The sequence below is a fragment of the Microcoleus sp. S1D4 genome (genome assembly GCF_036700765.1).
Lineage (GTDB): Bacteria > Cyanobacteriota > Cyanobacteriia > Cyanobacteriales > Microcoleaceae > Microcoleus.
In genome coordinates this window covers 46,550-69,582 of sequence record NZ_JAUBPP010000026.1, presented here as the reverse complement: position 1 = coordinate 69,582, position 23,033 = coordinate 46,550, and the positions used below count along the sequence as shown (strand labels likewise).

17 protein-coding genes are annotated in these 23,033 nt (G+C 44.7%); 9 read left to right on the top strand and 8 right to left on the bottom strand.

All coding sequences use genetic code 11. From position 1 onward, the window contains the following. Positions 1–318: 318 nt before the first annotated feature. The 3 genes from QT998_RS22795 to QT998_RS22785 all read right to left on the bottom strand — a co-directional run bounded on the left by QT998_RS22795 (position 319) and on the right by QT998_RS22785 (position 4,861). Positions 319–1,206, bottom strand: coding sequence for an amino acid ABC transporter substrate-binding protein (locus QT998_RS22795; RefSeq protein ID WP_333093121.1), 888 nt, complete (start codon positions 1,204–1,206; stop codon positions 319–321). Between the two features lie 293 nt (positions 1,207–1,499). Next, complete coding sequence (locus QT998_RS22790) at positions 1,500–3,236, bottom strand: ABC transporter permease (protein ID WP_333117242.1); 1,737 nt, start codon at positions 3,234–3,236, stop codon at positions 1,500–1,502. 284 nt (positions 3,237–3,520) lie between these two features. Then, positions 3,521–4,861 carry an ABC transporter ATP-binding protein gene (locus tag QT998_RS22785; protein WP_333093119.1) on the bottom strand — a complete coding sequence of 447 codons (1,341 nt, stop codon included), beginning with the start codon at positions 4,859–4,861 and terminating at the stop codon, positions 3,521–3,523. 1,310 nt (positions 4,862–6,171) lie between these two features. On the opposite strand from QT998_RS22785, the gene QT998_RS22780 reads away from it, so the two are divergent. The 6 genes from QT998_RS22780 to QT998_RS22755 all read left to right on the top strand — a co-directional run bounded on the left by QT998_RS22780 (position 6,172) and on the right by QT998_RS22755 (position 14,467). Further along, positions 6,172–6,777 (top strand): hypothetical protein, encoded by a 606-nt coding sequence (locus tag QT998_RS22780; RefSeq protein WP_333117241.1) that lies wholly within the window; start codon positions 6,172–6,174, stop codon positions 6,775–6,777. Between the two features lie 160 nt (positions 6,778–6,937). Next, positions 6,938–8,734, top strand: coding sequence for an aspartate--tRNA ligase (gene aspS, locus QT998_RS22775; protein ID WP_333117239.1), 1,797 nt, complete (start codon positions 6,938–6,940; stop codon positions 8,732–8,734). A 148-nt stretch (positions 8,735–8,882) separates the two neighbouring features. Next, the gene (locus QT998_RS22770) at positions 8,883–9,998 is read left to right on the top strand and encodes an AAA family ATPase (RefSeq protein ID WP_333117238.1); all 1,116 of its coding nucleotides are present in this window, start codon (positions 8,883–8,885) and stop codon (positions 9,996–9,998) included. Beyond that, positions 9,995–10,801 carry a DUF3226 domain-containing protein gene (locus QT998_RS22765; protein WP_333117236.1) on the top strand — a complete coding sequence of 269 codons (807 nt, stop codon included), beginning with the start codon at positions 9,995–9,997 and terminating at the stop codon, positions 10,799–10,801. The genes QT998_RS22770 and QT998_RS22765 overlap by 4 nt, the downstream gene beginning before the upstream one ends. Positions 10,802–11,142: 341 nt before the next feature. Further along, positions 11,143–12,333 (top strand): M20 family metallopeptidase, encoded by a 1,191-nt coding sequence (locus tag QT998_RS22760; RefSeq protein ID WP_194069244.1) that lies wholly within the window; start codon positions 11,143–11,145, stop codon positions 12,331–12,333. A gap of 478 nt (positions 12,334–12,811) precedes the next feature. Then, a complete protein-coding gene (locus tag QT998_RS22755; protein ID WP_333117234.1) occupies positions 12,812–14,467 on the top strand; it encodes a SpoIID/LytB domain-containing protein in 1,656 nt (551 codons plus the stop codon). A gap of 346 nt (positions 14,468–14,813) precedes the next feature. Here the strand turns inward: QT998_RS22755 and QT998_RS22750 are convergent, their stop codons facing one another. Then, positions 14,814–15,113, bottom strand: a complete 300-nt coding sequence (locus QT998_RS22750; RefSeq protein WP_193971396.1) for a ferredoxin — start codon at positions 15,111–15,113, stop codon at positions 14,814–14,816. Positions 15,114–15,549: 436 nt separating this feature from the next. On the opposite strand from QT998_RS22750, the gene QT998_RS22745 reads away from it, so the two are divergent. Together QT998_RS22745 and QT998_RS22740 are read left to right on the top strand one after the other, a co-directional pair. Next, on the top strand, positions 15,550–16,563 hold the full coding sequence (locus QT998_RS22745) for a Gfo/Idh/MocA family protein (protein WP_333117232.1): 1,014 nt from the start codon (positions 15,550–15,552) through the stop codon (positions 16,561–16,563). Positions 16,564–16,740: 177 nt separating this feature from the next. After that, positions 16,741–17,649 (top strand): DMT family transporter, encoded by a 909-nt coding sequence (locus QT998_RS22740; RefSeq protein ID WP_333117230.1) that lies wholly within the window; start codon positions 16,741–16,743, stop codon positions 17,647–17,649. A gap of 66 nt (positions 17,650–17,715) precedes the next feature. Here the strand turns inward: QT998_RS22740 and QT998_RS22735 are convergent, their stop codons facing one another. From QT998_RS22735 to QT998_RS22725, 3 genes are all read right to left on the bottom strand, one after another. Beyond that, complete coding sequence (locus QT998_RS22735; protein ID WP_194067548.1) at positions 17,716–18,315, bottom strand: glutathione S-transferase family protein; 600 nt, start codon at positions 18,313–18,315, stop codon at positions 17,716–17,718. 84 nt (positions 18,316–18,399) lie between these two features. Then, positions 18,400–19,362 carry a glycosyltransferase family 2 protein gene (locus QT998_RS22730; protein WP_333117228.1) on the bottom strand — a complete coding sequence of 321 codons (963 nt, stop codon included), beginning with the start codon at positions 19,360–19,362 and terminating at the stop codon, positions 18,400–18,402. Positions 19,363–19,409: 47 nt separating this feature from the next. Next, on the bottom strand, positions 19,410–21,347 hold the full coding sequence (locus tag QT998_RS22725; protein WP_333117226.1) for an ArnT family glycosyltransferase: 1,938 nt from the start codon (positions 21,345–21,347) through the stop codon (positions 19,410–19,412). Positions 21,348–21,530: 183 nt separating this feature from the next. Here QT998_RS22725 and QT998_RS22720 point away from each other — a divergent pair, with 183 nt between their 5' ends. Continuing rightward, entirely contained in the window at positions 21,531–22,175 is a 645-nt protein-coding gene (locus QT998_RS22720; RefSeq protein WP_333093102.1) for a TenA family protein, read from the top strand. 179 nt (positions 22,176–22,354) lie between these two features. Here QT998_RS22720 and QT998_RS22715 read toward each other — a convergent pair whose 3' ends face one another. Then, positions 22,355–22,708, bottom strand: coding sequence for a hypothetical protein (locus tag QT998_RS22715; RefSeq protein WP_333117225.1), 354 nt, complete (start codon positions 22,706–22,708; stop codon positions 22,355–22,357). Between the last annotated feature and the right edge of the window lie 325 nt (positions 22,709–23,033).

Genomic DNA, 23,033 nt, shown 5'->3' with positions numbered 1-23,033 from the left:
ATTATCGATTAAAGAATTGGGGATGACTTACGGAGTCAGCGGTTTTGGAGTTTACCTACAGTTACATTTTTGGGGGAAACTGGTATAAACCTGTGCTGCGCGCCTTCCTGAATCCAGTTTAGAGCCTATTGACACCACTCGTCGCAGCGATCGAACTTGCCATGACACAATCCGCACTTTACCAGAAAAAATTGGTTTAAAGCCTCTCCCTTGAAGGATCGAAGAAAAAAATTAATTTCCCTTGTCCGCAATCTCCTGGCGATCGAGCGCGGGGTAACTGTCAACCTATATGCTGTCAACTGTTGAACCGATTTGGGATCAAATACATTTATTTTGATCGGCGACACTCATCGGTAGGAAAGGAGAATTGGGCCCGAACACTTTTTCCAACAAATTCGTAGAACTTTGATTGCGAATAAAATTATTGACCGTTTCTTTCCATTCAGTATCACCTGCAGGCAGGATCATGCCATAGGAAATGCAGGTTAAAGGCTGCTCCGGTATCAAAGAATACTGGTTTTGAGTTAAACCCTGTCTCAGAGCTTCTCCAACTAACAGCATTCCATCGCTAGCGAAGGCATCAATTTTTCCGGCTGCCGCATCTGCCACACCAGACTCTCTCCCCGCCATACCTTGATAAATTTTCTGGTTGGCTAGTTGATATCTGCCTGCAATGAATTGTTCGGTAAGAGAACCGCTCAACACGCCAATTGTCGCCCCTTGCAGGAATCCCGAAGGATTGACTCTCAGTTTGTTTTCTGGCTTGACTAACAGATAAGTGCCGCTGTATAAAAAGGGTAGCGAATAGGCAATTCCGCTGGGGGGATTTTGGAGGATTGTATTGGGCCCGCATTCCAGGTGAGCGCGCTTGCTGGTGACGCTACGAAATCGCCCTTTTTCGGCTGATTCGTTGAGGTTTGTTTCGAGTTTTTCTAAGCGAACAGAGCGATTTAATTTCTTTTCTAAGTCAGCTCGGAAAAGCTCTAACCCTTCGATGCAAACTCCTTGCCACTTTTCGCCTTCTAAGTAGCCGAAGGGAGCAGCATCTTTTCTGATGCCGACTTTCAGAATGCCGGTTTGCTTAATTTCTTGCAGTGCTGTTTCGGCGGAGGCAACTGAAGGTAAAACTGCGGGAAACAATATCGACAATACGCAGCCGATCGCTGCAAATTTTAGGCTTTTGCTGGTGATTTTTTTGCTTGTCACTTTGGCATTCCTATAAATATTTGACCGATTATATTATACAAATAAAACAAATTTTGTCAATATATTTTTGGAGTTAATGGGGCCCTTTTGAACTATGCCTGGTAACGCAGAGCGATCGGCTATGCCGACTAAATCGTGTGCCGGGGTTCTTCCTCGCTTGCATGGGTTCCCAGGAAAATCCGGGGAACCGATTAACTCCATCATTTCAAGTTAAATGGTAGCTTTACGACAATAATTAGTTGCTGATTTAACGAAAGTAGATCGCTATATTGCTATCCTATTTGAGAGCAAAATTAAACCAACAACTGATATTTTTCTTGTGCCAAACGGTAAAGCGGCCGCCACACCAAACGGTTAGTCAATACCACCAGCAGCGACATGACAGAAGTTGCTGCCAATAGCAGAGGAAAATTGCCCGATGCTGTGGCTTCAGAAATCGTCTCGCCCAAGCCGCTTGTTTTAATTATTTCGCCTTTAAACTGCACGTATTCGCTGACAATACTCGCATTCCAAGCTCCCCCCACCGCCGTAATAATTCCTGTAATTAAGTAAGGGAATATTCCGGGAATGATTAAAGTTTTCCAGCGCTGAATTAGTGAAAGCTTATAAACTTGCGCGGCTTCAAACAATTCCGATGGTATGGATTGAGCGCCGGCAATTACATTAAACAGCAAATACCACATTGTACCCAACATCATCAACGCCACAGAACCTATTTGTAAGCCGCCTCCTGCGTGAATTAAAGCTAGCAGCAATACAGGAAATAAAGCCGTTGCTGGTACAGAAGCGGCTATTTGTACTAAGGGTTGCAAAAGTTGAGCTAAACGCGGATTTCGCCCGATCGCCACTCCGAGGGGTACTGTCCACAACAGCGATAAAAATAGGGCGCAAATGACTCGTAAAGCGGTAAAAAATGCACCTCCCATGACTTTTTGCCAGTCCGAAAAACTCAGCAACCTGAGCAGCAGCACTGCTTCCCATGTTCCCCAAAGCACGATCGCGGCAAACCCGCACAGAAACAGCCAATTTATCCAATTTCCGAGGCGGCTTTGCGGGCGATCGCTTGTTGGTAAGTTAGCAGGTGCAAAACCTCTTGCTAAAGTGCGATCGAAACTGTCGCCTAGGGGCGAAATCCGCGACTTCAACACCCGCAGTGTGGGCGATCGCCTTAAAAAATCCAACACCTTTGACTGCGGTACGTTGGTAGCTTCCACGGTTTGATATTTAAATTTTTCTGCCCAAGCAATTAAAGGCTGCCAGATAAAAAAGTCGATCGCTACAATCACACCAATTAATATTGCTAAGCCCCAACCGATCGCCCCAAAATTGCCTTCATTGGCTGCTTTGCCCAAATAGGAACCAAGTCCGGGCAAATTAAAATTTTTGTCGCCCAAGGTAAAAGACTCGATCGCAATCAAAAAGAACCACCCGCCAGCCACTGACATGACGCTGTTCCACACCAGTCCGATCGCACCAGCGGGCAATTCTAACGTCCAAAATTGCTGCCAAGCATTGAGGCGATAAACTCGTGCAGCTTCCTTTAGTTCTTGCGGAATGCCGGAAAGCGACTGATAGAAACTAAAGGTCATATTCCAAGTCATTCCAGTAAATATTAAGATAATCGATGCGAGTTCTACGCCGATTCTTTGACCTGGAAATAAAGTCACTAGGGCTAAAACAACTCCGGGCAAAAAAGATAAAACCGGAATTGACTGTAAAATGTCTAACAAGGGAATTAAAATTTTTGCTGCTAGGGCAGAACGGTAAGCAGAATAAGCATAAACTAAGGTAAATAGCAAGGATAAAAAATAGGCGGCTGTCATGCGTAAAAGAGTCTGGGCTGTATACCCTGGCAAGACATTTAGTGTGGTTTCAATTTTAAAGTTAGGGTTGTACTCACCGTTGAATTGAGATGCGGTTTGAACGATTACGAAAATTAGAGAAAATATCGCTAGAATCAGCAATCCATCTTGCCAAGTCCAAGCGGATCTTTCTAAAGTTTGATTGGCGGGTATTAGGGGTCTTGTCATAATTCCGAAGGAAGAAGGAAGAAGGAAGAAGGAAGTTCGGCAGCGGATTTTTAACGGATTTAGCGGATGAAAGGAAGGTTCGGCAGCATATTTTTTAACGGATTTAACGGATGAAATAAAGGTTGGGGAGCGGATTTTTTAACGAATTTAACTGATTTAACGGATTTAACCAAGGTTGAAGTCAGAAGTTGTTATTAGTAATTCGGTAAAAATACCAATGACTACTGTCAACAGTCAACAGTCAACTGTTAACAGTCAACAGTCAACAGTCAACAGTCAACTGACTACTCATCTTTAGCTTCGGATTCTAAGAATATTTCGCCTCCTGGTTCGTCGTAGCTGTACAACTCGGCATAGCGACCCCAATCAATCGCGGTTTGCAATTGTCGCATTGCTTCTTTCGGGCTAAAGTGGGCTTCGAGAATATCCAGAATTAACTCTTCTGAAATACGGTGATTGCGCTTAGCCTGAAGCATTCGAGAAATTTGCTGTACGAGGAGAATGTTGCTGATAATTTGGGTGCGGACAATTTGTTTGCGCTGGTCAATTCCGCCGGCGATGAATTGAATGCCAACTGGTGTTAAAAGCAGGTCGCCTTCTTGGATTACTAGGAAGTCCATTAATTTTGCTCCTTCGACGATCGGCAAAATGTCGTCTACCTCTAGCATTAATTCTTGACCGAGGCGGTAGAGGTCTTTCTCTTGGCGGTCTTCTAGCAGTTCCAGCAAACCTGCGATCGCACCTGTTCGCACCTGCGGCAGAGATTGGTATTTAGGCGTTGGGACTGGTTCAGGTTGAGACACAGCAGCACTTTCAGCAGGTGCTGTCACTGTGGGGCCGCTCAATTCGGGATTGGTGAGGATTTTGTAAACTTGGTCTACGATAGCTTGGAATTCGGCTGTTTTGCGATCGCGGTAGTGCGGCAAATTCACGGTCAATTCGGCGCGAATTCGCCCCGGATTGCGGCCGAGGACTACAATGCGATCGGCTAAAATAACCGCTTCCTCAATTCCGTGAGTTACGATTAACACAGCTTTGGTAGGAATCTTTTTTTCCAGCCACAAATCTAATAACTCAAACCGCAAGTTTTCCGCAGTCAGAACATCTAAAGCTGAAAACGGTTCATCCATGCAAAGCAGTTCGGGTTCTACCGCCAAAGCTCTAGCAAATCCCACCCGCTGCCGCATTCCGCCAGAAAGTTCTTTGGGATAAGCATTTTCAAATCCGTCCAAACCGATAATATCAATCATTTTCAAGGCTTTTTGGAGGCGCGGTTCGGGCATTTCTCCTTTAGCTTTTAAGCCTAATTCTACATTTTCTAGTACCGTCAACCAGGGATAAAGAGCAAAGTTTTGAAATACAATTGCCACCCCAGGATTTAAGCCGATTAAAGGACGATTATGGTAGAAAATTTGACCTTCGCTGGGCGGAATTAGTCCGGCTATCATCCGCATTAATGTTGATTTGCCTGAGCCGGAAGGGCCGAGCAAAGCTACTATTTCGCCCGATCGCAATTCTAAATTAATTTGCTCTAAAATAGAAATTTTTTGACCGTTTGGCTGCTGGTAAGCTTTGCTAACGCCTTTTAAGGTAATGAGGCACTCTGTTGCTGTTTTAGCTATCACAGCTAAACCCCCTCGCTTGTTGTTTAAGTTTAGTTATTAGTCATTGGTCATTAGTCATTGGTCATTAGTCATTGGTCATTAGTCATTGGTCATTAGTCATTAGTCATTAGTCGTTAGTCATTAGTCATTAGTCATTGGTCATTGGTCATTAGTCATTGGTCATCCGTCATTAGACCAAAACTATCATAAACTCAGGGCTATTTTATTCTTTGTAGGGGCAATCCTCCCGCGATCGCCCTCCTAGACAGGGGAGGGTCGGCCCGCACCATCCACGACCCCTACAAAATCCTGATTTTCCTGAGAATGAAATAGCCCCGATCGTAAACTGACAACGGATATTTGTCGGCAGACAGGAGTTCCCGTCCGCTAGTCTTAAAATTGATTCTTGGGTTTCCATACCTATACCCCATAAACTCATTTTTAGCAAGACCTGCTGGCGACAATGGGTAAAATCTGCGAGATATCAATTAAAGCTGAAATGATGAGCGATCGCCAAAACTTGGTTTCTCTAAAAAAACTGGATTTTGAGATTAATTTTAAATATTATTGCTACAATGACTAATTTTATATAAATTATCTTTAATTTGCCGATAACTCGCTGGACTTAGGCATTGGTGTTTCCCTACAGGTGTTCGATTCTCTATAATGTAAAGATGTAAACGGTATTTGATCTATTTGCCAATTCGTGCTATAATGCTGCCTAACTAAACGGCAATTACTCCAAGTATGACACTGGCAACCCAGTAAAAAATGGCAAGGCTGTAAGCTCGATCGCGCTACAAGACATTGGACTCTAAACCGTAAGTTAAAAAAGTAGTATAGAACCCATTTGATATCTATTCTGCGTAAATCTCAGAAACCGGGTTGATCTCTATATTTCTCGTCACCCAACCAAAAACTCGTAGAAACCCAGTTTCTCGCCCCTTGCGTAAATAGCAAAAACCAGTTTCTCTCTATATTTCTCGTCACCCAACCCAAAAACTCAAAAATATCAAATGGGTTCTATATCGATACAAATTTCCTCAATCTTGGCTGTACGCCCAAAAAAGTCACCAATTGTTACAGACTAGCGATGTCCGAGATTTGCAGGGGGAAGATTGAAATTTTAAAGCTTTAAGTTTGATGTTAAAAAATTAAGTTTGTTGTGCGTTGTTAGGTGAAGGGAATTATCATAAATTTAAGTGCGCTAAACCGTACCTGCAAGTGGGCGATATCCGACAGGCGGCTTCAATGCTAAAATGCCAGAATGAGTTCTGGCGCTATAAATACAAAGTCCATTTGCAGCGGATTTAAGAAAGGAGATAATTCTGATGACAGATCCAAATTTGACTGAAACAACAATTGTAGAGGTAACTCCCGAAACGACGGCGATCGTCAAACAAGAGATGCCCGACGCGACTGATGAAACGATCGCAGAAACTGCGGCCCTGTTTGAATCAATCAAAAAACGCGCTGCTGCCGAATTTCAAGCCGCTGGCGAACTCACCCGCGAAGCTTATTTGAAAGCTGTGACGAAAGCCAGTGACGCGATCGACGAAAATAAGTCGATCGCCAAAGACAGAATGACAGCAGCAGTCAGCCTGATCAAAAAAGAATCCGAGAAAAATTGGCTGGTACTTGATGCGATTAAAACGCGGGCGCAAGCGCAGGTACAAGATGCCGGCGAAGTCAGCCGCGAAGCTTATTTGAAAGCAGTGCGACAAGCGCGAGAAGCGGTGGAACAAAATAAATTGGTCGAACGCGATCGCATCGAACAAGCTGTTGACGACATTCAGAAACAAACTGAAAAAAATTGGCACGTTGTTGTGGGAGAAATTGAGTCGCTGGGCACTCGCTTGAAGGAAACGGCTAAGTCTGCATGGAACTCGCTAACGGCGTTTGTTGAGAAGTCTCGCAACAATGGCGGCGATTCCTAGCAAGATTGGACACAATCTGGCAATGTTTGCGCTACAGCCCGCCCGCCCGGTTTCAAAGCTGGGCGGGCTAATAGCGATCGCCCTTTAATTTGCATTCAGCAAAAGGTTCAGCCATACTGCATAATAAAAAAGCTTTATTCTTAGTCCAAAACCCCGAACCATGAGAACTTACTACTGCGGCGACCTGCGAAGCAAACATATCGGAGAGACTGTCACCCTTTACGGCTGGGTGGATCGCCGCCGCGATCATGGCGGAGTGATTTTTCTCGACGTGCGCGATCGATCGGGTATTGTGCAAATTGTCAGCGATCCTGAACGCACCCCCGACTCCTATCACGGCGCTGAGTCTTTGCGCGGCGAATACGTGGTGAAAATTACCGGTAGAGTCACCAGCCGCCCCGAAGATTCCCTCAACCCCAAATTGCCTACGGGTGAAATAGAAATTTACGCGGACGAAATTGAGTTGTTAAATGCGGTACGCAAGCAGTTACCGTTTCAGATTTCCACGGCGGATAATGAAAATGTGCGGGAAGATTTGCGCTTGAAATATCGGTATTTGGACTTGCGGCGCGATCGTATGAGTCGCAACTTGCAACTTCGCCACCAAGTAGTCAAAGCTATGCGCCGCCACCTGGAAGATGTGGGAGGTTTTATTGAAGTTGAAACACCGATTTTAACGCGATCGACTCCTGAAGGTGCGAGAGATTATTTAGTGCCCAGCCGCGTCAATTTGGGCGAATGGTACGCTTTGCCGCAGTCGCCGCAGTTGTTCAAACAATTGTTAATGGTTTCGGGTTTGGACAGATATTATCAAATTGCCCGCTGTTTCCGCGATGAAGATTTGCGCGCCGACAGACAGCCGGAATTCACGCAATTAGACATGGAAATGAGTTTCATGTCTTTAGAAGAAATACTCGAATTAAACGAAGGTTTAGTTTGCCAAATTTTCCAAAGTGTTAAAGGCGTAGAATTGCCCCGTCCTTTTCCGCGCTTGACTTACGCTGAAGCAATGGATCGCTACGGTAGCGACAAACCGGATACTCGCTTCGGTATGGAATTGGTCGATGTTTCCGATTTGATGAAAGATTCTGGATTTAAGGTATTTTCCGGGGCGATTGCTGCAGGCGGAATTGTGAAAATTTTGCCAATTCCGGGCGGGAATGAGGCTTTTTCTAACGAGCGGATTAAAAAAGGCGATTTGTTTAAGGAAGCCAGCGAAGCGGGTGCGAAGGGATTGGCTTACATCCGGGTGCGGGATAATGGGGAAATTGATACGATCGGCGCAATTAAGGATAATTTGACGGAAGCACAGAAACAGGAATTGCTCGATCGCACTGGCGCGAAACCTGGTCATTTGTTGTTGTTTGCAGCAGCCGATGCGACTGCTGTCAATAAGACTTTGGATAGATTGCGTTTGTTTGTCGGTAACGAATTGGGTGCGATCGACAAAGAGAAGATGAATCTGCTGTGGGTGACGGATTTCCCGATGTTTGAATGGAACGCTGACGAGAAGCGTTTAGAAGCTATCCATCACCCGTTTACTGCGCCGCATCCTGACGATATTCACGATTTGAAGACGGCGAGAGCTCAAGCTTACGACTTGGTGTTAAACGGCACGGAAGTGGGCGGTGGTTCTCTGCGGATTTATCAGCGGGATGTTCAGGAAAAGGTGTTTGAGGCGATCGGCTTATCGACTGAGGAAGCTTACAATAAGTTTGGCTTTTTGTTGGATGCGTTTGAGTATGGAACTCCGCCCCACGGAGGCATTGCTTACGGCTTGGATCGGTTGGTGATGCTGTTGGCGGGGGAGGATTCGATTCGCGATGTGATTGCGTTTCCGAAGACGCAGCAGGCGGGTTGTTTGCTGACGAATGCGCCTGCTGGGGTGGATGAGAAGCAGTTGAAGGAGTTGCAAGTGCGATCGACTTATACGCCCAAATCAGAGTCTAAGTCATAAGAATACCCGGCGGTTAGAAACCTCGTCGATACAGACAAAACCCGCCTCTGCGGGTTGAAGAGTGGGCGGTTAACATTATGTTATCTTCTTGAGTCCGCCTCGGCGGACTTCGTTCTTGTAGGCGCGGTTTCAACCGCCGTCTTATTTTATGAAACACCTCGACAATTTAACAATCCATCAGTTCCGAGGCCTGCGAGATTTGAACTTGCAGGACTTGGGCCAAATCAACATCTTGGTTGGTGGGAATAACTCAGGTAAAACCAGTGTTTTAGAGGCGATATCAACCTATTGTCGCCCCTTAGATCCGCTGGAATGGCTAAACACATCGTGGCGCAGAGAGATTAAATATTCTCGCAAACCTCAACTAGATGCTCTTAAATGGTTGTTTCCTCAAAACAGTGAAGTTTCTCACCTAGATCTCTATGAAGGAGAAACTTATGTTTCAAGTAATGGCACTTTTCCTGTCAGAGAGTTGAGAGCAATTTACAGAGAGTTTGAAGGAATTTCGGAGTTGGGCGAGGCGGAAAATAGCTCAGAATCTCAACTCGAAATTGACGAAATAGAATTTGACAACATTCTTCGAGGTGCTCAGTTAGAACTAAAAGTAGCAACTACTTTTGTCGAGCATAAAGAATTATCAGTAAGTTTTGAAATTTGGGAAAATCAGCGTTTTATTAACAGAAAAAATCGCTCAACTGCGGTATTGCCAATTGATACAGTAACACCGTTTTCTCACCGCATAGAACCGTTACAAATTAGCTTGCTTTCAGATGCTATTTTATTGGGTATTAAGCCCGAAGTAATAAAATTACTTCAACAGATGGATTCAGAAATTACTGATTTAGTAATTTTGTCGCAAACTGGCAAACGTCCCAGTCTCTATATCGACCATAAACGTGTAGGTATTTCACCGCTAAGTGCTTTCGGTGATGGGGTTCGGCGTTTGCTATTCATTGCTTTAACGCTGGCAAAAGTTCAAGGTGGAGTTTTACTAATTGATGAAATAGAAACAGCAATTCATACGGTCGCACTTCGCAGTTCCTTTGCTTGGATTGTGCAGTGGTGTCAGCGATTCGACGTGCAGTTATTTGCAACTACCCACAGTTTAGAAGCGATTGATGCGATGTTGGATGCTAGCGATTCGGAGACGGATGTAGTTCTTTATCGTTTGGAAAAACAAGAGTCACAAACTAAAGCCGTTAGAATTGAACGAGAAAGATTGCAAAGATTGCGGGAGGATTTGGGTCAGGAGGTGCGCGTGTGAAATACGCCATTATTGGAGTAGAAGGGCCCCACGATCAGGCATTTACGGGCAAGGTTCTCAAGCTTTTGGGTTTTAAGGATTTTCGGGACGAGTGGAACAAATTGGATAAGTTGACAAGATTGGATATGTCAAAAGAATTGGAGAGTAAATTTGACAAATTTTGGCACAAGTTTATTCCCCGTTATCCCAAACAAGGAGATTTGTACAAACGTCTTGATATGCCTTCTATTGTGTTTAATGATAGTATATCTGTAGCAATTTTTGCCGGTGAAGGCAGCAATCTTGTGACTAATTTGGATGACATTTTATTCGCAAATTCTGAGTATCAAACAAACTTGGCAGCCTTCGGGATAGTTGCCGATTGCGACAAGTCAACTCCCGATCGCATTGTCGAACTATATGCTAACAAGTTCCGAAGTTATTTTCCTGATTTTCCCGATCGCCCTGGTGTTGTAGATACCAATAGCCCGCGTACAGGAGTCTATGTTTTGCCAGATAACGCTTCGCCGGGTGTGTTGGATACTTTGCTGTGTGAGTGTGGACAGATAGCTTATCCCGCGTACATGGAGAAAGCTAGTTCCTATCTAAATGAGTTTTCTGAGTCAGATATAAAATCTTTAAAGTGGAAAAATTTTGATCGAGAGAAAGCTTTAGTTGCTACTGTTGTCAGTGTTCTCAAACCTGGGAAGACAAATACAACAAGTATTGCTGATAATAATTGGGTCAGCGAACAGACGCAGCAGCAGGTTCCTGCTTTGGCAAATTTTATTGATTTTTTGAGCCAACTTTTGGAATTGAGTTAAGGGTCGATCGCACTTCACATCAAAAAGTACGATCGCAAACTGCGATTCAAAACAAAAACAACTGCCATCAGAACAATCACATTCCACAAACCAAAACTCATCACAAAAAACAATTGTAATTTACTGCTTAATGATATCACCACAAAAAAATCCACCAAAACACAACATTAAAGCCTCAAAAATCGACTCCAACTCCCCATCTCCAGCAAAATCTCTTTCCCCTCCTCTCTCCGCGTTCTCAGCGCCCTCTGCAGTTAATAAAAAAAAATCTCAGTGTCACACCCAAACATATGCGTTAACCTAGTTGACTACAGCTTGTACCGCACTCCCCAAGATAATCTATGCTTCTTGCCCGCATCCAAGAACTAGCCGCCACCCTCGCACCCCGCTTGATCGAAATTCGCCGCCACATCCACTCACACCCCGAACTCAGCGGCCAAGAATACCAAACCGCCGCCTACGTAGCCGGTGTTCTCGCATCCAGCGGAGTCCGCGCCATAGAAGGAATCGGCAAAACAGGAGTGCTCGGCGAGCTCAAAGTTGACAGCAGCGAGTCCCGGTGGCTGGCAATTCGCACCGATATGGACGCTTTGCCAATTCAAGAACGTACTAACCTAGAATTTGCCTCCCGCAACGACGGAGTGATGCACGCCTGCGGCCACGATATCCACACCACAGTCGGTTTGGGCGCGGCAATGATTTTGTCTAAGTTAAAAGAAAAATTGCCCGGTAACGTCCGCTTCTTGTTTCAGCCTGCAGAAGAGATTGCCCAAGGCGCTCAATGGATGATTCAAGATGGAGCGATGCAAGATGTTGACGGTATCCTCGGAGTGCACGTTTTTCCGACGATTCCCGGCGGTTGTGTCGGTATCCGCCACGGGGCACTGACGGCGGCGGCGGATGACCTAGAAGTGATTGTAATGGGCGAATCCGGCCACGGTGCGCGTCCTCACGAGGCGATCGATGCAATTTGGATAGCTTCTCAAGTAATTACCAGTTTGCAGCAGGCAATTAGCCGGATGCAAAATCCTTTGAGGCCTGTGGTTTTGACGATCGGGCAAATTAGCGGCGGACGAGCGCCCAACGTGATTGCCGATCGCGTAAAATTATTGGGAACCGTGCGATCGCTCCATCCCGAAACCCACGAAAAACTACCGGCTTGGATCGAACAAATTGTTTCCAGCGTCTGCGCGACTTACGGCGCAAAATACGAACTCACCTACAAACGCGGCGTGCCCGGAGTCCAAAACGACCCAAAACTGACGCAATTAGTCGAAACTGCAGCTTTAGAAGCTTTAGGTCGATCGCGCGTCCAAATTTTACCAGAACCATCTCTCGGCGCGGAAGATTTTTCAATGTATCTAGAACACGCACCGGGAACCATGTTTCGCTTAGGAGTGGGACTGACTGACAAACCCAACTATCCCCTCCATCACCCGCAGTTTGAGGTGGATGAAGCGGCTATAGTTACGGGCGCTGTCACCTTAGCCTATGCCGCTTGTCAGTATTGGAAACAGCAAGCAACTAAGTGATATCAAATCCTCTCTTCATCGGAATAGTAAATTAACTGTTGACTGTTAACAATTAACAGCTAACAGTTAACAGTTAACAGCTAACATCATGTATGAGTGCAACCGGAATTGATATATATCCTTGCCGTTAAATTACCCAAAATTAACATAGGTTCGTAGTGAGAAATTCAGTTTTTTTCCAAATTAGAGGATTGAAGTCAGAACGATCGAATTAATCTTGTTGTTATCAATCCAGCAGACACGATATTAGTTAGTGTAGTTTGGACAGTTTCAGGGCTGATCGTGGGAGGCTAGAAACCGGGTTTCTAGGAAATTGTGCGTTTAGTAGCGACAAATCACGCAAGAAACCCGGTTTCTGAGATCGCGACTAGCCCAAGTATATTGGCCGATCTTCGGCAATTCCCCTCTCCGCAGCCGCCAAATGTGCTAACGTACAATCAAAACTCCCCAAATTTCAACTATCTGGAGACAGATAACTGTGTTCGCTCAAACACCTCCAACTCCAAGTTACAAATGGCTTAGCTGCCTTTCTCGCACTGTATTCGCCGCATTGTGCCTGTTGCCGATTTTGGGCGCTGCGGGAAACGCCCAAAATCCCCAAAATAGACTCATCAAAATTGGCGTGGTGCAGCGGTTTGGTAATAAAGCCACCGACAAACTCACGCTGAAAGCATTACCGGGCGACAGCTTAACATTAAGTTACAAAACTCCTCAAGGGACAGAAACCAAAACTGCTCCCAGCATCAAGCTAGAAATTGCCAATAAACCCCTGCAATCGCCATTAGTAGAAGAACGAGTTGTTCTGAGCTCCCACCGGAGTTTTGAAAGCGCAGAAGATAGCGCCAATCAGTGGCGCGCTAAGGGTATTGATGTAGAAATTGCTCAACCTTTGCGCTGGCAAGTTTGGGCGAAAAGAGATATTTATAATTCTCCTATAGTGCGGCGCTGGCTGTTGCAAAGTTTGCAAGCTCAAGGTAACAAAACAGCTTTTTTAGATTCCAAAGTTATCAAACAAATACCCCAAGCATTTTGGATTTTAAATGGCTTTCGTTTCAACCGCAATGAGTTGGATGTGACGGCCGGCAAAAATACGATTGAGGTATTGGAACAAACTACCCAAGAGGCGACAGCTACTGAACCCGAAAAAGCTCTTCAACAAACTCGCCGTTATGGTGGCAGTTTGCACCTGCAAAAAAATTCTTACGGCACTTATACTTTAGTTAATGAAGTGCCGACGGAAACTTATTTGCGGGGTGTTGTTCCTCACGAAATTGGGGCTTTTTCGCCTTATGCTTCGATTGTCGCTCAAACTATTTTAGCGAGAACCTACGCCCTGAGAAATTTGCGCCGGTTTGCTGTGGATAATTATGAGTTGTGCGCTGATGTTAACTGTCAGGTTTATAAGGGTTTGACGGAGGTTTATCCGCAGAGCGATAAGGCGATCGCCCAAACGAGCGGTTTAGTGCTAACTTATCAAAATCAGCTCGTAGACGCGCTCTATTCCGCGTCTAGCGGCGGTGTGACAGCTACTTTTGGCGATGTGTGGCACGGCCCGGAACGTCCATATTTGCGATCGATTATCGATTCCCCCAAGAACGTCTGGGATTTGTCAAAGCAGAGCTTGTCTGATGAAAACAACTTCCGCCGCTTTATGACTCTCAAAACAGGGTTTAATGAGGAAAAAGAAGACACTTTCCGCTGGCGCGAAGAAGTTTCTTTGACATCGATTGGGGCATTTCTCAAACAGTATCTTCAAAAGAAACAGCACCCGCTAGCTAATTTTAAAACTCTCACTCAGGTGGAAGTGGTGGAAAGGTCGCCCGCCGGTCGAGTTTTGCAAATGAAGGTTCAAACTGACTTGGGCTCCATCAATATCGAAAAAGATGAGATTCGCAATGCTTTTTACCCGCCGATTAGCACGCTTTTTTATCTAGAACCGATTTACAATCCAGACAAAACTCTCAACGGTTATGCTTTTGTCGGAGGCGGTTTCGGACACGGCGTGGGAATGAGTCAGACTGGTTCTTACAATTTAGCTAATTTGGGCTGGAGTGGCGATCGAATTCTGGGCTTTTATTTTCCCGGCGCTCAAGTTGTCCCCCTCAACGATTCCATTACATTTTGGCGGGAATAGTTTATTGAGACAATACGCTTGGGTGAAGACAGATCCCCCCTTAGCTTGCCCCCTACTCCCCCTTAAAAAGGGGAGTAGGGGGTGGGACAAGAAGTTACTCAAAGTCCCCCTTCTTAAGGGGGATGCGAGGGGGATCTCCGGGCGATAAACAGTGTTAACCCAAGCATATTGGTTTATAAGACAACACGCTTGGGACAAGAAAACCGGGCGATTTCAACCGCACGTCCGATCTTTATCGCCGTGTTTCAACGCAAAAACCCGGTTTCTTAACGTAATTAAGCTGAAATAGCTCAATTACGAAAACAAGAAACCGGGTTACTTAACGCATCGCGCCGAAAATCCTTACTTAGTAAAGAGATTCTTCTTGGTGAGTTTCGATCGTACAATCAGACTTAGGATAAGCGACGCAGGTCAAAACAAATCCGGCTTCGATTTGGTCGTCATCCAAGAAAGATTGGTCAGATTGGTCAATTTCGCCTGATGTGATTTTGCCGGCGCAGGTGGAGCAAGCTCCAGCGCGGCAAGAATACGGGAGGTCGAGTCCTGCTTCTTCGGCAGCATCTAGAATGTAAGTATCGTCATCAACGTCAATGGTCTGGTTGATTCCTTCGGCTTCGCTGATGAGGGTAACTTTGTAAGTTGCCATGCACTAATCCTCTCAAAAATTCAACAATATTGATAATTTTTCCTAATGCAACCTTCAAGGCTATATGAGCTCTGAGATTAACTCTTAGGTTCGTTCCCTTTATGATATTAGGGGAAAGAAGCAAGCTTGCAACACTCATTTACAAAAAATTTGAATGGGATTCGTTATAACTTTTTCTAATTTCATCTTGATTACTTATACCTATGCGCGGCTCAGCCTTGTGATACTGTTGCTGCAAGACTTACGCAAAATAACCGGGTTTCTCTTAAAAATCCTGTTTTGAGCCCTACAGTCCAAATAACCGTTTTTTGCTATGGGGTTTGTCGATCGACTTTCCGCAAAGCTTGCTTGAGTTGGTCTTCTGTGCCTAAAATTTGGGCAATAAAACCCTAAACCCCTACACCGCAAGTCTGTAACTATCTAAAATCTAAATCCTATGACTCAAATTAATGCTGGCTTTGGTTTTTCCCTAAATTCCCCAATTCGCGTCGGGATTGTGGGTACTGGCTTTGCGGCTAAGTTGAGAGCCGAGACGCTGGTAGCTGACGCGCGATCGAACTTGGTAGCAGTTGCGGGGCACAACCAGGAGACAACCGCAGCATTTTGCCAAACTTTCGGCGCCGAAGCTGCGGTTTCTTGGCGCAAGCTGGTAGAAAGAGACGATTTAGATTTGGTAATTGTCTGTACGGTGAACCGCGATCACGGGGCGATCGTCCTCGCCGCCCTGGAAAATGACAAGCACGTTGTGGTGGAATATCCTCTATCTTTAGAACTATCTGAGGGCGAAAGGGCGATCGAACTTGCGGCCCAAAAGCAAAAACTCCTCCACATCGAACACATCGAATTGTTAGGCGGTTTGCACTCCTCAATCAAAGAATCTTTGCCATTAGTCGGTAAAGTTTTTTATGCCCGCTACGTTACAATTACCTCTGTGCGTTCAGTACCTAAGCGCTGGACTTTTCAACATTCCCTATTTGGTTTTCCCTTAATTGGTGCAATTTCTCGACTGCACCGATTTACAGACTTGTTCGGGGAAGTGACAAGCGTTAACTGCCAAGCTCAATTTTGGGATACTAAGCCGGATTTTTACAAAGCTTGTTTGTGCAACGCACAGTTACGCTTTGCTAATGGCGTTCTCGCTGAAGCTGTTTATGGAAAAGGCGAGACTTTTTGGCAGTCGGAAAACATTTTTACCATCTACGGAGAAGCAGGAACACTGGTTTTTACTCCCGAATCCGGTCAATTAATTCAAGGAGAAAATCGACAAACCATCAAAGTAGGAACGCGGCGCGGTTTGTTTGCCAAAGATACCGAGGTGGTGTTAGACTGTTTGCTAAACGGTACGCCGTTGTATGTCAATAATACAAGTAGCTTGTACGCTTTGAAGGTGGCGGATGCTGCGAAGCGATCGAGCGAAACTAATCAAAAATTGGCGATCGACAATTCATAACTATTCCGATCAAACGGCGGTTGAAACCATGTTTATACAAACTTTCCTCTCTCTCAGTAGACTGCATTAAACAACGTAATTTTAATTGCCGGCTATTCAACCAGCGGAGGCTAGTTTTATCTGTATAGTAGCGGTATCAACCGCCGAGCGTTATCTGACCTAACAAATATATTAAAAATGAAATTACCCTGGAACTCTCATCAATTTGAGCCAGAAACAATTGGGCTAGTTTACGGTTTTCTAGGCGTAGTTGGCTTCAGCTTGACACTTCCAGGAACCAGAGCCGCAGTACAGGATTTAGACCCTATTATTGTAGGTTTAGGGCGCGGATTAGTAGCAGCTATACTAGCAGCCTTTACTCTGCAGATAACGCATCAACCAATTCCCTCCAAACAGCAATTGTGGAGTTTATCAATGGTCGGATTGGGAGTTGTTTTGGGATTTCCGCTATTATCAGCTTGGGCAATGCAGCAAGTACCGGCCGCCCACGGTGCTGTGGTATTGGGATTGTTGCCCTTAGCAACAGCAGTAGGGGGAGTTTTGCGATCGGGCGATCGCCCATCTTCTAGTTTTTGGATTGCTAGTATCGCCGGGAGTCTAACCGTCGTTGGTTTTGGAATTATTACTGGTGCAGGGCAACTCCAAGCCGCAGATCTAGCTTTATTTGCATCAGTCATTGCTGCTGCTTTTGGTTACGCCGAAGGTGGGCAATTAGCTAAGACTTTAGGCGGATGGCAAGTTATTAGTTGGGCATTGATAATTATCGCTCCCTTCGAGATTTTGCCTACAATATTTGTAGTCATACAACATGGATTAATAGCTGCACCGACGGCATGGTTGGGTTTTGCCTATGTGAGTATTATCAGTCAATTTGTAGCATTTTTTGCCTGGTATCAAGGGATGGCTATTGCCGGAGTTGCCAGGGTAGGGCAAATTCAGTTATTGCAACCATTTTTGACTATCCTAGCATCGGCAATTTTGCTTGGTGAAACTGTAGAACCGATCGCCCTAGGCAGCGCTTGTTTAGTTGTGATCTGTGTAGCAGTAGGGAAAAAAGCATCAATTCAGCAAGCAGCCGATTTGTGATGCGAACTAATTTTTTTGTGGTTTTTCAAAGCTTAAATTAGCTAAAGTGCGAGGTGCACCCTAGATTCATGTAATGCTGATATATCGAGGCTGATTTTTGACTCTACCGATCCAATTTTGAATTGCCGGAAACCCAGTCAAATCAAATCCGCCTTCGCCAGCAACGTGAGTGTAAGCAAATAAACCGATATCAGCAATAGAATAGCGATCGCCAACAAAAAAGTCATTTTTTTCTAAATGCTGTTCCATCACCCCCAAAGCGGCATAACCGGGCGCTTTTTTTTGTTGAAGTGCTGCTTGATATTCCTCAGCTTTTCCCAACACAGAAATCCAAAATCTGGAAGTTGCAATGTAAGGTTCGTGACTGTACTGTTCAAAAAACAACCATTGCATCACTTGAGCCCGTTCAAATTTATCGTTGGGGAAAAACTCAGTTTTTTCGCTCAAGTAAAACATAATCGCATTGGATTCAAACAGAAACTTACCCGGTGCAATCTCTAAAACAGGAATGCGGCCGTTAGGGTTTTTGACCAAAAATTCGGGTGTCCGACTTTCTTTTTGGAGAATATTAATTTCAGTGCGATCGAACGGAATATTGAGCTGAGTTAAAAGCAAGCGAACTTTGTAGCAATTGCCTGACGGAGAATATTCGTAAAGTTTAAACACGAGTCTTGAGGGGATTTTACAATCTTAAATCATCTCATAAATTAGATAATTTAGGGACGATGAGTTAACTGTTGTTTGTTAAGATTATTTTGGCGACTTTGGGCGATCGCCAAAACCAGCCACTTCAGCCAGCGTATAAAGCGGCCGGCCCTTCACCTCCTCGTAAATTCGCCCGATATACTGACCCAAAATCCCAATACTCACCAACTGCACCGCACCCAAAAAGAAAACCGCCATAATTATAATTGTCAAACCAGTTAATGCCGCACCAGGAGAGAAAAGACGCCAGTACAAAACCAAAAAAGCCATTAAAACAGAAACCAAAGCCGAAAATAAACCCAGATAAATCGAAAGTTGCAGGGGAACAGTTGAAAAAGACACTAAACCGTTCATCGCCAAAGCAAAAGATTTGCTGAAAGTATACTTAACATCGCCAGCAAAACGCGGATCTCGTTCAAACCTAACAGCAGTTTGTTTGAAACCAATCCAAGCGCGCAGTCCCCGAATATAACGGTTGCGTTCGGGCAGCGCATTGAGCACATCCACCACGCACCTATCCATCAAACAAAAATCTCCCGTATCTAGGGGAATATCAACATCAGCAAGATTCCGCAAAATACGATAATACATATAAGCTGGAAACCGTTTAAACCAACTTTCTTGACGGCGCTGAGTGCGCTGGGCATAAACAACTTGATACCCGTTCCGCCACTGTTCTATCATCTCTAAAATCAGTTCGGGCGGGTCTTGCAAATCGCCGTCCATGATGACTGCAACTTGACCAGTAGAAAAGTTTAAACCAGCAGTTACAGCTATTTGGTGTCCGAAATTGCGGGCAAAACTGAGGTAACAAATTCGCGAGTCTTGTTCGTGCAATTCTCGCAAAATGTCGAGAGAGCGATCGCGACTACCATCATTGATTAAAATTAATTCCACTGGCCCGTCCAGGCGCTCCATCACCCCGCTAATTCGCCGGTACAATTCAGGGAGATTTTCTTCTTCGTTATAGATGGGAATTATTAAGGAATATTTAGGTCTATTTTTCATCTGACTTTCTGTTGTATAATCAGGGGTTAAACAGTTAAATCAACAGTTTATTTTTTCACAAACACGCTCAGCGGCTCCATCGACCATTTTTGTATGTAAGTTTGATTTTTGACTATTATCTCTTTTGCTTGTTTGCCGTCATTTTTTGTAGGAGAGTAAATTATCGCACAAGGGATAAAACTTTTGTAAGGTTCCGAGTTGAGTTTTTGCTTAACAATAGGATCAATCGTCGAAATGTGTTCGATGCGAGGTGCTGGTTTTCCCGGCTCTGGAAGCATTACCCATAAGGGATATTCCCAGACACTTTTAGCCCAAAATGACAGTCCTATGTTGGTGCAGTTTTGAGATTTCACAAAATCTACTGCTTTATTGTGCGGCACCTCGATCTTCGGCCGATTGGTAAAGTAAAGCTCGTGTCTACTGCTATTAAAAATGTTACTATCTCCCAGGAGAGGTCTAAATTGGTTGTAAAAAATCCAAGGTAGCGACATGACAATCAGAATCGTAGCCAGATAATTTGCTATTTTTTGATTTGATAATTGCGATAATGCTAATCCAAATATGGGCGAAAACAATACAAATATTGACAGGTGGTGGCGGCCATGCCAAGGCTGCAATTTAAGGATAAGACATAGCAGTAAAAATGTCATTATTACAGAAATTAAATAAGTTACTACTATTTTTGTTTTTCTTAAATTTGGGGTTTTAAATATAAGTGCGATGGTGGCAAATGTCAGCCAGAAGTGAATGGGATTGGTAGCTGTGTTTTCATTAAATGACGGTGTGGCGATCGCAAATACCTGTCCGGGAGGCCAAGTGATGCGCGGGTCGTTTGTCGCTACGCCCAGTATTCGGTGCAGCACGTTAATCAGTCCCACAATCGCACCGTTAATTCTGGAAATCCTCGTGCCGGCTTGCATACCTAAGTTTCTAATGACATTTGACAGGAACGTTGGCAGCGTAATTGCTTCAATTTTATATTCTTTAGTAAAACTTTCAGGCGCTCCGATCGCATAACCGAACAGATCGTAATTTCGCCAAAAATGACCGAAGTTTATTATAAAAGTTACAGCGGCTATAATCAATATTGGTTGGAGCATTTTCCCCCGAAAGCCTTTAATTCCTCCGACAATAAACCAAACAATAAAAGGCAAACAAAATATATAAGCGGTCGTTTTTGTCAAGAGAGCTAGACCCAAACTCGCACCGATTTGGAAAGTATTAAATCCCGTGATTCCGGCCCAGAGTCCTGCTAAACCGCAGCAAACAAAACACACTACCCAGAAACACACAGCATAATCGTTTTGAGTGCTAGAACCCTGGAGGATACCCATCGGCAAAGTCGCAGCAAAGACTGCTGCAAAAACTTGACCCCGCAGATTAGCACCTAGTTGCTTGGCAATTAAAGAAACTGCGATCGCGCTGCCCACCATACTCAACCACTGTACCAAATTAGCAAAGCGATCGCCTCCGCTTAAAATCTGAAAGTGCATAATCGCAAACTCAGCCCCCGGCGGGTGATACAACTGCGGCACGTAAGAAGTCGGATAATGCTCGACACTGCGGTTTTGTATCCAGTGAGCAACCCGGCTCATGTGATAAGTCATCGAATCCCAATTGTTAGGCGGTGCAACTACAGCAATCAAACCCACCCCAGCAAAAATAAACAATACACCGCCTAGCAACCCCGCTAAGACAGTAGAAAATTCCTCGTCTTGACTTTTCTCAAAACTTAGTTTGACAGGTTTATATTTTATATAAACCATCAAACCTAGAATATTTGCTAGCAACCACAGCCCCAACACCCACTCAAAAGTCAGCAACCTAAATAAACTTAAAATTTCGGTAGATAAAGCAACAATAACTCCCCAAACAATTGCTGCGGATAGAATAGCGCTGCGCCAACAATTATCTATTTGCTTAAAGTTGAGGAACAAAATGCCTAGAGCCACCAATGGAATCAAGCCGAATATATCTGTTATCATAGATGTCGAGCCGCACTTTAAAAGTTATCAGAAAGAATTGGTTTAAAGCCGGAACCCTGATCGGGATCAATTAAAATCAGACTATTCATTACTCCAATCCTCTTCCTTCTTTTGTCAAGTGCTTTCAACTGTCAACTGTCAACTGTCAACTGAATGAACACCATCACCGATAAATAAAAAAATATGACAAATTCTAAGTATCTGTGGCAAGCCAATCAAGACTTAAGCGCAGCTTGTCTGCAACATCCGTTTGTTAGAGGTATTGCTGACGGTAGCCTCCACCAAAATAGTTTTGCATATTACGTTGCACAAGACGCATTTTTTCTGAGAGCATTTGCCCGGGCTTACAGTATCGCTGCGGCAAAAGCATCCGACTGGGATGGGTTTGAAATCCTCCACAATCTGGGCAGCGGCGTTTTAGAAGAACTTCGCTTACACCAAGGATATGCAGCGAAATGGGGTGTAAACTTGCAAGAGGCAAAACCGGGAATTGCTACCCGCCGCTACACGGATTTTTTATTAGCAACAGCCTGGGGAAACGGTGTAGGTTTGACAGCAGCGGCGATGACTCCTTGCTTGCGATTGTATGGTTTTTTGGGACAGCAGTTAGCTAAGCCTAATATACCGGAACACGCCTTTAGCGACTGGATTTCTACCTACAGCAGCCCTGAGTTTGAGATTTTAGCAAAACAACTGGAAAGTTTGGTCGATCGCTATGCTGACACAACGCCGGAAGTAGAATCAACCTATCGCTACGCTATGCTGTGCGAAAGAGACTTTTTTCAGGCAGCGTGGGAAATATCGTATCATTGTTCTACCCAAAAGTAGACCAGCACTAATTCACCCAAAAATGCCAAAGAGTTAATTAATACCCTTGCTACTTCCACTGGTATTCCGAAAGTCATCAATCCGCGCATGAGTAAAGGAAATAGCGGATCAAAAGCTACAGAATGATGATCCCGTTATTTGCGTAGCTATAGCCAGAAGTAGCTATTTGGACGTACCATTTACCGTCCCAGTGGGAAAACAATTCCCAACCGCTTTTGGGAAGGAAGGGCATACACCGAGGGTTTTTGGGAGATTAAAGGAGCAATTAGCTGCGTCCCGATCGCAATTAGCGATCGACTCATATCAAATCCGGTAGCATTGGAATTATATAGTGCGATCGTCCCCGAAGAGCGATCGACTTCGCTCGCGGGGACGCTCCCACTATCAAGGATTAAAATATATAATTCCGATGCTATCGGAAACGATATCAGAAACCACATAGCAGTGATAAAAATCCATCCATCCCTGCTTTTGTTGCGTTCCAGACGCGGACTTACTTCTAGCGCTAAAACCGCTAAATCAGTATTGCTCATGGCCAAAACAGCGCAAAACTGTCGCTCCCACTATCAAGGATTAAAATATATAATTCCGATGCTATCGGAAACGATATCAGAAACCACATAGCAGTGATAAAAATCCATCCATCCCTGCTTTTGTTGCGTTCCAGACGCGGACTTACTTCTAGCGCTAAAACCGCTAAATCAGTATTGCTCATGGCCAAAACAGCGCAAAACTGTCGATGGAAAATTAAACTATAGTCCGCTGCGATCGCGATCGCCAAATATGTATAGCGATTCTCACAAAAGTGAGGTATGCCCTATGCCCACGGAGGCCTATGCCCACGGAGGCCTATGCCCT

Coding starts and splice junctions, on each gene's coding strand:
- QT998_RS22790 (WP_333117242.1), bottom strand. CDS start 3,236: ATGACAAGACCCCTAATACCCGCCAATCAAACTTTAGAAAGATCCGCT.
- QT998_RS22780 (WP_333117241.1), top strand. CDS start 6,172: ATGACAGATCCAAATTTGACTGAAACAACAATTGTAGAGGTAACTCCC.
- aspS (WP_333117239.1), top strand. CDS start 6,938: ATGAGAACTTACTACTGCGGCGACCTGCGAAGCAAACATATCGGAGAG.
- QT998_RS22770 (WP_333117238.1), top strand. CDS start 8,883: ATGAAACACCTCGACAATTTAACAATCCATCAGTTCCGAGGCCTGCGA.
- QT998_RS22760 (WP_194069244.1), top strand. CDS start 11,143: ATGCTTCTTGCCCGCATCCAAGAACTAGCCGCCACCCTCGCACCCCGC.
- QT998_RS22750 (WP_193971396.1), bottom strand. CDS start 15,113: ATGGCAACTTACAAAGTTACCCTCATCAGCGAAGCCGAAGGAATCAAC.
- QT998_RS22745 (WP_333117232.1), top strand. CDS start 15,550: ATGACTCAAATTAATGCTGGCTTTGGTTTTTCCCTAAATTCCCCAATT.
- QT998_RS22740 (WP_333117230.1), top strand. CDS start 16,741: ATGAAATTACCCTGGAACTCTCATCAATTTGAGCCAGAAACAATTGGG.
- QT998_RS22730 (WP_333117228.1), bottom strand. CDS start 19,362: ATGAAAAATAGACCTAAATATTCCTTAATAATTCCCATCTATAACGAA.
- QT998_RS22725 (WP_333117226.1), bottom strand. CDS start 21,347: ATGATAACAGATATATTCGGCTTGATTCCATTGGTGGCTCTAGGCATT.
- QT998_RS22720 (WP_333093102.1), top strand. CDS start 21,531: ATGACAAATTCTAAGTATCTGTGGCAAGCCAATCAAGACTTAAGCGCA.
- QT998_RS22715 (WP_333117225.1), bottom strand. CDS start 22,708: ATGAGCAATACTGATTTAGCGGTTTTAGCGCTAGAAGTAAGTCCGCGT.